This window comes from Candidatus Aminicenantes bacterium, assembly GCA_026393855.1.
In the GTDB taxonomy this organism is placed as follows: Bacteria; Acidobacteriota; Aminicenantia; order Aminicenantales; family UBA4085; genus UBA4085.
The window spans coordinates 16,821-27,286 of the sequence record JAPKZJ010000024.1; the positions used below are offsets into that span (position 1 = coordinate 16,821).

The 10,466-nt window shown below is 63.9% G+C and carries 9 protein-coding genes; 6 read left to right on the top strand and 3 right to left on the bottom strand.

Features of this window, described 5'->3' with window-relative positions; all coding sequences use genetic code 11:
• Positions 1-2: 2 nt before the first annotated feature.
• Both lptC and recJ read right to left on the bottom strand, forming a co-directional pair.
• Complete coding sequence (gene lptC / locus NTZ26_03630) at positions 3-1,967, bottom strand: LPS export ABC transporter periplasmic protein LptC (protein ID MCX6559583.1); 1,965 nt, start codon at positions 1,965-1,967, stop codon at positions 3-5.
• Positions 1,964-3,712: a single-stranded-DNA-specific exonuclease RecJ gene (recJ, locus tag NTZ26_03635; protein MCX6559584.1), complete on the bottom strand. Its 1,749-nt coding sequence runs from the start codon at positions 3,710-3,712 to the stop codon at positions 1,964-1,966. The genes lptC and recJ overlap by 4 nt, the downstream gene beginning before the upstream one ends.
• Positions 3,713-3,846: 134 nt before the next feature.
• Between recJ and NTZ26_03640 the strand changes: the two genes are divergently transcribed.
• The 6 genes from NTZ26_03640 (at position 3,847) to NTZ26_03665 (ending at position 9,873) form a co-directional block, all read left to right on the top strand.
• The gene (locus NTZ26_03640; GenBank protein ID MCX6559585.1) at positions 3,847-4,632 is read left to right on the top strand and encodes a phosphatase PAP2 family protein; all 786 of its coding nucleotides are present in this window, start codon (positions 3,847-3,849) and stop codon (positions 4,630-4,632) included.
• 749 nt (positions 4,633-5,381) lie between these two features.
• Positions 5,382-6,290, top strand: a complete 909-nt coding sequence (ftsY, locus tag NTZ26_03645) for a signal recognition particle-docking protein FtsY (protein ID MCX6559586.1) — start codon at positions 5,382-5,384, stop codon at positions 6,288-6,290.
• Positions 6,287-7,387 carry a bifunctional diaminohydroxyphosphoribosylaminopyrimidine deaminase/5-amino-6-(5-phosphoribosylamino)uracil reductase RibD gene (gene ribD, locus NTZ26_03650; GenBank protein MCX6559587.1) on the top strand — a complete coding sequence of 367 codons (1,101 nt, stop codon included), beginning with the start codon at positions 6,287-6,289 and terminating at the stop codon, positions 7,385-7,387. Before ftsY ends, ribD begins: the two co-directional genes overlap by 4 nt.
• Before the next feature lie 52 nt (positions 7,388-7,439).
• Entirely contained in the window at positions 7,440-8,045 is a 606-nt protein-coding gene (locus tag NTZ26_03655) for a riboflavin synthase (protein MCX6559588.1), read from the top strand.
• A 22-nt stretch (positions 8,046-8,067) separates the two neighbouring features.
• Complete coding sequence (locus NTZ26_03660) at positions 8,068-9,285, top strand: bifunctional 3,4-dihydroxy-2-butanone-4-phosphate synthase/GTP cyclohydrolase II (protein MCX6559589.1); 1,218 nt, start codon at positions 8,068-8,070, stop codon at positions 9,283-9,285.
• A 3-nt stretch (positions 9,286-9,288) separates the two neighbouring features.
• Positions 9,289-9,873 carry a HEAT repeat domain-containing protein gene (locus NTZ26_03665; protein MCX6559590.1) on the top strand — a complete coding sequence of 195 codons (585 nt, stop codon included), beginning with the start codon at positions 9,289-9,291 and terminating at the stop codon, positions 9,871-9,873.
• A 36-nt stretch (positions 9,874-9,909) separates the two neighbouring features.
• Here NTZ26_03665 and NTZ26_03670 read toward each other — a convergent pair.
• On the bottom strand, positions 9,910-10,466 hold a 557-nt coding region (locus NTZ26_03670), incomplete at its 5' end, for a fibrobacter succinogenes major paralogous domain-containing protein (protein MCX6559591.1).

The following is a 10,466-nucleotide window of genomic DNA, read 5'->3' on the forward strand; positions in this document are numbered from 1 at the left end:
GGTCACGACTTGATGACGATCTCCGATCGTTCCTGCGCCCGGTTCTCGACCTGGATGTTACCATCCGATAATCGGAATGTCAATTTGTCGCCCCGGACCGTACCGCGTTCTTTATCGACAAGATACGGGTGCCCGGTGAGGACGATCGTGTCCCCTTCGACGTCGTAGTCGGCAGCCTCGCCGAAGGCCTCGCGGTCGCCTTTTTTGATGGCGACAGTACCCCGGGCTTGGATCGAGCGGGCCCGGCCAGGCTCTTTATCGGGAACGACGGTCAACAAATCAGCCTTCAGGTCCACATCGCGGGTCCGCAACCGGCCCTGGCCGCGGAATACGACCTGGCGGCTCTGGGGATCGAAATCCATCTTCTCGCCGCCGACTTGGACGGCCGCCGCGGGACGGTTCTTGCCGGCCGGTTGGACGAAGCGGAAACCGGCACCCCCCGTTGCCGTCAGCACCTCGGTCTGGAGGGAGATCGCCGCTTCGGGAGCCTCAAGGATCTGGTCGTCCTGCCACATCCGGACCGCAGTCCGGACCTGCAGGCTTCTGTCCTTGTCGAGGTAGCTGAGGAAGCCGCCCCGGATGAAGGCCGGCTTGCCGGGCTTGAAAAATCCCGAGGGGCCGGCCTTGTCCGCCTCGCGCTGGAACACGATGGTCAGGTTGCCCGAGGCGTTGGCGTTGTTGTTCTGCATGAAGATCAGGATCCAATCGGCGCTGATCTCCCGGCCGGGCTCGGCGGATATGGCCCTGGTTTTTTCGCTGCCGAAGGCCTTCAGGACCCGGGTTGAGCCCTCATAGAGGATGGGGTTCCCGGCCAGGCGCCGCTCGCCGGACTGGCCGGCGTCCCGGGCCGTCAACGAACCGCCGCCCCGCACGGTCATCCCCTCCAATCGGCCCAGCCGGTTGAAGCCGAAATTGACCGCGTCGCCTTGGATCCTGGTCCGGCCGCCGTCGGCCGCGATGAGGACGAAGGAAGCCCCGCCGCGAGCCCGCACGGCGTTGATCGAGGGCGCATCGGGATACGCCGTCAACATGAGCTGGTCGGCGGAGATATCTTGGGTGTCGCTTTCCAGGGAGAAGACCGGCTGGAAAGAAGGTCCGGCGGGTACTTCCGGTTTGGCCTTGGGAGCGGCCTTAGCCGAGGACGCCGGCTTGGCTTCGCGCAAAGCCGCGGTGGCGTTGCCCATGAGCCAAAGGATGTGCAAGTCGTCCTTTTCGGCGAAAAGCTGGATTTCGACCGCGTCGGCCCGGCCGCGGCTCTGCCCGTGCGACAAGCGGACGCCGCCCTCCAGTCGAGCCCGGCGCTGGGCATAGTTGAACGCGATCCGGTCGCCGAACAGGATGAACGGGGCTTTCTCGTTCTTGGGATCGATCAGGGTAAACTGGGCCTCGCCGGACAGGACGGCCGAGTCGTCGCGCAGGGAATAGACAAAGGACCTGGCCTGGCCCTGGAAGCGGCTGGCCCGGATCGTCACCGCGGATAGGCTCCGCATGAGGTCGGTGGCCTTGTCATAGGCGAAGGCGTCGGCCCGGATGGTCATGCCGCGCATCTCAATCGAGACGTTCCCGGTGAAAACAGCCTTTTCCCAGCCCTTCTCGTAATCGACCCGGTCAGCCGTAAAGCGCATATCCCGGCCGCCCTTGGTCCCGCGATCGATGATGGTGACCGGCTTGCCGGGCTCGCCTTCCAGGCGGAAGCGGCCGTCGGGCTGCAAGCGGTTGCGGGCTGCGCTGATTTCCATCCGGCTCAAGTCGCGGTTGAACTCGCGGTAGATCGGCTCTTTCTGCGACTGGATCTTCTGCGGCGGCAGCTCGCCCTGGACCGGCTCGGTCCCGCCGGAGCGACGCAGATGAGTCAGAAAATAAACGACGATGATGACGACGGCTGCCGCCAGCAGAACGGCCAGGAGCAGCCGCAAGGCCCGGACAAATCGCCAGCCCCCTCCGCCGCCGGCGGAACGCCCGCTCACGGCTTGATCCCCTCGAGCGAGAGCTGCAAGCGGCTCTCGCCGTTATAGGTCGAGAACAGGAAGGTATAAGCGATGTCCACCCGACCGCCTTTGGGCAGGCGGTCCGCCCAATCGGCCCGATCCCAAGCCAACGCTTCGAAGGTGCGCTCGCCCTGGCGGAGCCACATCTTCAGATGCTTGCCCTTGAGCACCTGGGGCCCGGCCGCGATCTCCACTCCCCTGGTCGCGAACACGGGCCGCGGATTGCCGACCCCAAAGGGGGATAAAAGGGCGTGGACGCCCAAGAAGACGCGGTCGATCTCCGGGAAAGAAACCTCCGCGTCTACGCGCTGCCGCCGGCGGAGCAGGTCGTCCGTGATGTGGGCGTCCGCATCGGCGTTGGCCGCCGCCTTGAAAGCCGGCAGATTGTCCCGCATCAAGGTGCATCCGACCGCGTAAGTGTGGCCGCCGTAGGTCAGCACGTGCCCGCGGCAGGTATCCAGGCAATCGATGAGCGAATAATCGGAGATCGAGCGGCCCGAGCCGTGGGCCTTGCCGTCGGCATAGGAAAAGAGAATGACCGGCCGGTTGAAGGCATCCTTGAGCCGCGAGGCGACGATACCGATGATGCCGCGGTGCCAGGACTCGCTCCCCAGAATCAGGATCCGGTAACGGGAGTCGAGGCCGCGGGATCGAACCTTCTCTTCGGCCTGGCGGAAGATGGCCTCCTCGGCCTCCTGGCGATCGCGGTTGAGCTCGTCGAGGCGGCGGGCGATCTCGCGCGTTTCCGCGAGATCGTCGGAGAAGAAAAGCCGAACGGCGAGATCGGTCTGGCCCATCCGGCCGGCGGCGTTGATGCGGGGTCCGATGCGGAACCCGATATCGCCCTCGGTCACTTTGCGGCCGAGCAGTCCGCTGGCATCAAGCAGGCTGGGAAGACCCGGAGGCAGAGAGCCTTTTTTCCCCGACTTTGTTTCTTCCGCCCTTTCCTCCAAAGCGAGGATCGAAGTCTCCTCGAGCAGTTTCAACCCTTCCTTCACCAAGATTCGGTTTTCACCCAAGAGCGGGGCGATGTCGCTGATCGTGCCGATGGCCACCAGCTTGAGGTAATGGCGGAGGGATTTGGACTTGCCGGCCCGCTCGAACAGCGCCTGGATCAGCTTGTAGACCACCCCCACCCCGGCCAGCCCGCGCTCTGGATAGCCCGCGCTCGCCACGACGGGGTCGATGACGGCGATCGCGGCCGGGATCGCGTCCCCCGGCAGATGATGGTCGGTGATGATCAGGTCGATTCCGGCTTCCGTCGCCTTGGCCGCGAAGCCCTCGGCCCGAATGCCGCAATCGACGCTGATGACGAGGCTCGCCCCGCGGGCCTTGACGACCTCGAGATGCTCGTCCTTGATGCCGTAGCCGTCCGTCAGGCGCTCGGGGATGAAATACTCCACGATCCCGCCCAGGTCGCGCAAAGCCTTGTGGAGCATGACCGTGGATAGAACCCCGTCCACGTCGTAGTCGCCGAAGATCAGAATGGTCTGCTTTTCGGCGATAGCCCGCTCGATTCGGGCCACGGCGGCGGCCATGTCGGTAAACAAGTAGGGATCGAACAGATCGGCCGTCGTGCCGTGCAAGAACACCCTGGCCGCGGCGGCGTCGCCCAGCTTGCGGTTGGTCAGGACCTGGGCCAAGGGCAGGGGAATCCGGAGCTCCGCAGCCAGAGCCTTGGCTGCGGCTCCGATTTCGGGGATCTCCCAGCGGGCATCTTCCATGGATTTTCAATGTAACACAAGAGCGTCACCCCTCCAAGAGACGGGCCCCGCCTTGACCTGCCCAGTTTGAACGGTGATAATCATGGTCACCACCCGGAAAAAACGCCCGCCATTCAGCCCACGAGGTCCGCGACATGAAAGCGATCCGGCCGAAACCCATCCTGATCTTTTTTTTATGCCTCGGCTTGATTGCCCCGGCCTTTCCGCAATCGTCCGCCGGCGACTCCTCCGCCCGTGTGTATCAGGTCAATCACTGGGCGGCCGGGGCCGTCTGCGGGGTCGGATTGTTCGCGAACTACATGGGCATTTCAAAGCTCCTGGGAAAATACGATCTATCTCTTGCCGAGATTCAAGCCTTGGACAAGCGCACGCTCAACAAGATCGATGCCTGGTCGCTCAATCAAGACCCCACCCGCCGAGCCGTCTTCGAAAAATATTCGGACTATACCCTGTGGGCCTCGATCGCGCTCCCCTTTTCCCTTTTGGCCGACAAGCGGATTCGGCTGAACGGACTGGACATGGTGATGATGTTTTTGGAAACCATGTCCCTCACGACCAATATTTACGAATGGAGTGCGCTCGGGCCTAATTTCCAAAACCGCATCCGGCCGGTGGCTTACTATGATCAACTGTCCTATGACGAGAGAAAGACGGGCCACAACCGGAACTCGTTCTACAGCGGCCATGTCGCCACCGCCGCGGCCTCCACGTTCTTCATGGCCAAGGTCTACAGCGATTCGCATCCCGGGCTGGGCGACGACAAATATCTGGTCTATGCCGCGGCGCTGATTCCCCCGCTTGTGTTGGGGCTCTTCCGGGTCAAGGCGCTCAAGCACTTTCCTTCCGATATCATCGTCGGCCTGGTCGTCGGAGCCTTGTGCGGCATCCTGGTTCCCGAAATCTATCGGGTTAAAAAATAACGCTTGCCCCTCTAAAGAAGCGTTTAGAGCTATCCCATTCTGTGTGGCCTGCGGCACGGTATTCGGCCCGGCGGCGCGGGTTTTTCACGCCTTTTTCGCGCTTCTCTTCTCGGCGCCTGCGGAACTCCGCACATTTGATCTCCCAAATCCGCATGATCTCCCACTCCGTCTCGGTCCCGATGATCATCACGTGCTCAAACATCCCTCGGCGCCCGTTGGGTTCCCTCGAAGAGTTTCGCGAAAAAGTCTAAACCCGCGCGGTTTCGCCGTTGGCCGAATACCGTGCCGCCTCACCAACCCACACAGAATGGAAGAAATCCAAAACGATTCTATGGCTAAAATCAAACTCTTCTACTACGGCAAGGGGATGCAGGGGTGAGCGCCGATGCTGTCGCTTCGCAGTCCTCGTCACGACCGGCGCCTCGCCTGTCGTCGCGAGGGCGGAAATATCACCTAAGCGTTGCCGCATTCCAATTTCTTTTATTGGTATTACCCCTCCTGCCTCCCCTAAACAGGGTAGGATTCGTCATGCGGCTCCGGCAGGTGTCGAGGGAATCCTGCCCGGAAAGAGGCAGGACGGCGAGGATGTCTGAGTGGACCGTACAAAGACCGTTAGATCAATGCGGGACGCGAGTTCCGAGCCGCCGAGAAAAACGAGACGCCACGGCGCAAATATTTCCGCCAGAGCGAACCCCTGCGCCAGGAGCCTCGTTGACAGGTAGTCAGGGCGCCCCTATAATCCAGACACGATGCTCGGCAACCTGCGGGAGAAGCTGTCCAAGACCCGCTCGGCGTTCAAGCAGCGCCTCGACGCCCTGGTCAAGAGCGGCAAACCGCGCGAGGAAATTCTCGACGACTTAGCCGAAGCTTTAATTTTGGCCGACGTCGGCGTCGCGACGACCGAGAAGATCATCGACTCGCTCCGCGTCCGAACCCGCAAAACCGACGGCTTCCCCGAGATCCGCGAAGCGCTCAAGGCCGACCTCGTCGAACGGCTGTCGCGCGGGACGGCCGCCGCATCCACCGTCGACGCACCCCCCGCCGCCAAGCCCGCCGTCTGGCTGATCGTCGGCGTCAACGGCGGCGGCAAGACGACCACTATCGCCAAGCTGGCCCGCCGCTTTCGCGACGAAGGCCGGTCCGTCGGATTGGCCGCCGCGGACACCTTCCGGGCCGCCGCCCAGGAGCAGCTCGCCGTCTGGGGCGAGCGTCTCGGGCTGGACGTCATCAAAGGCCGCTACGGCGGCGACCCGGCCTCGGTCGCCTTCGACGCCGTCCAGCACGCCCTCCGCAAGGGCTTGGACCTCGTCCTGGTCGACACCGCGGGCCGCGTCCACACCAACGCCAACCTGATGCTGGAATTGGAGAAGATCACGCGCATTCTAGGCCGCGAGCTCCCCGGGGCGCCGCACGAGATTCTGCTCATTCTCGACGCCACGATCGGCCAGAACGCGCTGGTCCAGGCCCGGGAGTTCCTCAAGGTCTCGGGAATTACGGGCCTGGTCCTAACCAAGCTCGACGGCACGGCCAAGGGCGGCATCGTCGTGGCCATCGCCGACGAGCTGGGGCTGCCCATCAAATTTATCGGAACCGGCGAGGGCGCGGAGGACTTGATCGATTTCTCCCCCGCCGCGTTCGTCGACGCGTTATTCGAATGAACGCCGGACGCGACCTCGAATATATGGCCCTCGCCTACGGCCTGGCGGCCCAAGCCGCCGGGCGGACAAGCCCCAACCCCTGTGTGGGCGCAGTCCTGGTTAAGGGTGGGAAGATTGTCGGCCACGGCTATCACGAAGCCGCGGGCCGGCCCCACGCCGAAGCCGTCGCCCTGGCCAGAGCGGGCGCTGCCGCCAAAGGCGCGACTCTCTATGTGACCCTCGAGCCGTGCGTTCATTGGGGGCGGACGCCGCCCTGCATCGACGCCGTATTGGCGGCGGGCATCGCCCGGGTCGTCGTCTCCGACCGCGACCCCAACCCGATCGTCAACGGACGAGGGTTGGCCCGGTTGAAGCAGGCCGGGATCAAAACTTCGATTGGGCTCATGGCCGAACGGAACCGGGCCTTGAACGCCGGCTTCATCAAGCGCATCACTACCGGGATGCCGCTTGTCACCCTCAAAGCCGCTTTGAGCCTGGACGGCCGGATGGCCACCCGAACGGGAGAAGCCCGCTGGATCACCGGACCTGCGGCCCGCGCCTATGCCCATCTCGTCCGAGCCGAGCACGACGCCGTCCTGATCGGGGCCGGGACGGCGCAGAGCGACGATCCACGGCTCACCGTCCGCCTGCCGGGCCGGCGAGCCAAGCCGATCCTGCGGGTCGTCCTGGACGGAGGTTTCCGACTATCCCCCAAAGCGCGGATGTTCGAGGATATGTCCGGCGGGCCCGTGCTCGTCTTCGGACACGCTGGAGCCGACGAAAAGCGGCGCTCGGCCCTCGAACGGGCGGGTGCCGAGACGACGGTAGTTAAAAGCGCCGCAGGGGCGGTGAGCCTAAAGGCCGTTTTGAAGAAGCTCGCGGAACGCGGTATCGCGTCCGTATTGATCGAAGGCGGCGGCCGCCTGGCCACGTCCGTTCTCGAAGGCAGCCTGGCCGACCGCGGACTGTTTCTGGTCGCCCCCCGGCTCGTAGGCGGCCGGGACGCGGTATCGGTCTATGGAGGCCGCGGACCGGCCCGATTGGAGGACTCGCTCCGGCTGCGGGACGTCCGATCGTTCCGTCTCGGAGACGACATCGCTATCGAAGGGACATTTTAATGGGCCGAATATTGCGCCGCCCTACCATCCCCGGAGATTGGAGAAGATCCTAATGTTTACCGGCATCGTCCAATACTCGGGCAAGTTCGCCGGCTTTCGCCAAGGCCGAACCGAGATGGCCGTCGAGGCCGATATCCCGGCCGGCAAGATCGGGCCTGGCAGCAGCGTCGCGGTGGACGGCGTCTGCCTCACCCTGGTTAAGGCCGAAGGCCGAGCCCTCGTCTTCAACTTGGCCCAAGAGACGCTGGCCAGAACGACTCTAGGCGGGTTTCGTCCCGGTGCCCGGCTGAACCTCGAGCTGCCGCTGACGCTGGCCGATCCGCTGGGCGGGCATCTGATGTCGGGGCACGTCGATTTCACGACCAAAACGATCCGGGTCACGCCAAAGCGGCCTGGCCGGCGCCTGGTCTTCGCCCTGCCCGCGGCCCAGCGGAAATACTTCATCCCCAAAGGCTCCGTCGGCGTCAACGGCGTCAGCCTGACCGTCGCCTCGCTCGGCTCTTCGACTTTTGAAGTCGAGCTCATCCCGGTGACTCTCGACAAATCCAACCTGGCGGCCCTGCGGGCCGGCAACGCCGTCAACATCGAATGTGACATGATCGGAAAGTATGTGTATAATTTTGTTTCGGGGCGATCCGCGACGCGCGGGTCGGATTAAATTTTCAGGGAGACCATCAACGATGCCCGAGACGCCCCGCACCTCCTCGGTCGAGGAAGCCGTCGCCGCCGTTCGAGACGGCCGCATGATCATCATCGTCGACGACGAGGATCGCGAGAACGAGGGCGATCTGATGGTGGCCGCGGACAAGACCACCCCCGAAGCCATCAACTTCATGGCCCGCCACGGCCGGGGCCTGATCTGCCTGCCGCTCACCCACAAACGCCTGGAGGAGCTCCAGCTCCCGTTGATGGTCCAGGACAACACGGCTCGGTTTCAGACCGCCTTCACCATCTCGATCGACGCCAAGGCCGGCGTCAGCACGGGCATTTCCGCGGCCGATCGGGCCCGCACCATCCTGGCCGCCATCGACCCCGCCACCAAGCCCGAGGACCTGGCTCGCCCCGGCCACATTTTCCCGCTGCAAGCCAAGGACGGCGGCGTCCTGGCCCGGGCCGGCCAGACCGAAGCGTCGGTCGATGTGGCCCGCATGGCCGGTCTGACGCAGGCCGGGGTCATCTGCGAGATCATGAACGAGGACGGCAGCATGGCCCGGATGCCGGAGCTCGAGCAAATGAGCGCCGCGTTCGGCCTGCCCATCCTGACTATCGCCGACCTGATCAAGTACCGGATGCGCCACGAGTGCCTGGTCCACAAGATCGACGAGGCCGACCTACCGACCGCCCACGGCCACTTCCGGATCGCCGTCTTCGAGGACGAGATTCGGGGCGAACACCATGTCGCCCTGATCAAGGGGACGATCGACCCCGAGACGCCGCTCCTTGTCCGGGCCCATTCGCAATGCCTGACCGGCGACACCTTCGGCTCTTCCCGCTGCGACTGCGGCGATCAGCTCCACCGGTCCATGGAGATGATCGAGGCCGCCGGGAACGGCATCGTCCTCTACATCCTCAACCACGAAGGCCGCGGCATCGGGCTGACCAACAAGATCCGAGCCTATGCCATGCAGGACGGCGGCGCCGACACCGTCGAGGCCAACACCCGGCTGGGCTTCAAGCCCGATCAGCGGGACTACGGCATCGGGGCCCAGGTCCTGGTCGCCTTGGGGGTGCGGAAAATCCGACTCATCACCAACAACCCCCGCAAGTTCGTCGGCCTGACGGGCTACGGCCTGGAGATCATCGACCGGGTGCCGCTGGAGATCGCCCCCAACGAGTCCAACTGCCGCTACCTCAAGACCAAAAAGGACAAGATGGGCCACATACTGGAGATGGTTTAGGCCGTGGTCAAATTCCTGCGACGGTCGCCGGCCGACGACGGGGACGGGACTGATCCCCTGCTGGCAGAGCTGGCCTTCCCCCGCGCCCTCGACCCCGAAGCCGACCCGCGTCTTCTGGCCCGCGAGATCGCCCGCAAGCTCGAGATTATCCAGAGCCGGCCCAAGAAGGTTCGCCTGCTCCATGCGGCCGCCGAATCAGACGCCGTCTGGTCGACTCCGCTGCTCATCGAGCTCCTCGGCGATCCGACCGAAGAAGTGCGCGACATCGCGGTTCGCGAGCTCATCGCCCGCGAGGATTGCCCGCTGGACGACCTGTGCGACCGCCTGACGCGCCCGCCGTGGTTCTCCAAGAGCGCGGCGCTGCGCATCCTGGCCGCCAAGCGCAGCCGTTCCACGGCGAAGGCCGTCCGCGCCGTCGTCGATGACCCCAACGCCGATGTCCGCCGCTCGGCGGCCCTGGCCCTGGGCGAGATCGGCGGAGCCGAGGCCCGGGCTCTGTTGGTTCAGCTGATCAAAGACAAGAGCCCCTATGTCCGCCAGGCCGCCATGGCCGGGCTGGACAAGGTGTGCGAATTCCGGTTTTTATAGGGCTCTCTCCGTTCTTCGGGCTCGTGACGCTTGGAATTAATCGTCATGATCCCTTAGGCAACGAATCGACATCCCATACCCAAAAGCCGACACTCTGCCTAAGGAACATCTGTCCCCCAAAGAAAGGAACGGCAGCGTCGCTTCGATCGTCGCAGTTCGTTCCCAGAGATGCGGTTCGATCCAGAAATATCCTTCCTGCCCGGCATATTTGAAGGTCAGATCAGAGTCGCGACAGCCTCCGGGCAGTGCGGCAAAGCCGCTTTCGTTTACGGCCTTCGTGCTTGGCGGATCCCATAGTCGGCCGGCTTTCATTTTAGCCGCGGCGATTTCCTCTCCGCCCAAATAATCCACGAGCTCCCGCCGCTCGGCCGGGCTTGGAACGTGCCAACCCGCGGGAGCGATGCCCCGCTTGTCGGTCAGGACGCGCCAATTGTAGAGCTTGCCGTAAATCTTCCCGTTATCGGGGTTGTTTTCGTAATAGCACCAAGCTCCCGCCGTTGCGTTGGACCATTCTTTTTTTTCCGGAATCTGCGGTATGGGATCGCCGTTTCGGTAGTGCGCAACGTTCAGGTTTTCCGCCATCCATTCATGAG

Excerpts from the sequence above, each read along its gene's own strand:
- recJ (MCX6559584.1), bottom strand. The coding sequence starts at position 3,712 with ATGGAAGATGCCCGCTGGGAGATCCCCGAAATCGGAGCCGCAGCCAAG.
- NTZ26_03640 (MCX6559585.1), top strand. The coding sequence starts at position 3,847 with ATGAAAGCGATCCGGCCGAAACCCATCCTGATCTTTTTTTTATGCCTC.
- ftsY (MCX6559586.1), top strand. The coding sequence starts at position 5,382 with ATGCTCGGCAACCTGCGGGAGAAGCTGTCCAAGACCCGCTCGGCGTTC.
- ribD (MCX6559587.1), top strand. The coding sequence starts at position 6,287 with ATGAACGCCGGACGCGACCTCGAATATATGGCCCTCGCCTACGGCCTG.
- NTZ26_03655 (MCX6559588.1), top strand. The coding sequence starts at position 7,440 with ATGTTTACCGGCATCGTCCAATACTCGGGCAAGTTCGCCGGCTTTCGC.
- NTZ26_03660 (MCX6559589.1), top strand. The coding sequence starts at position 8,068 with ATGCCCGAGACGCCCCGCACCTCCTCGGTCGAGGAAGCCGTCGCCGCC.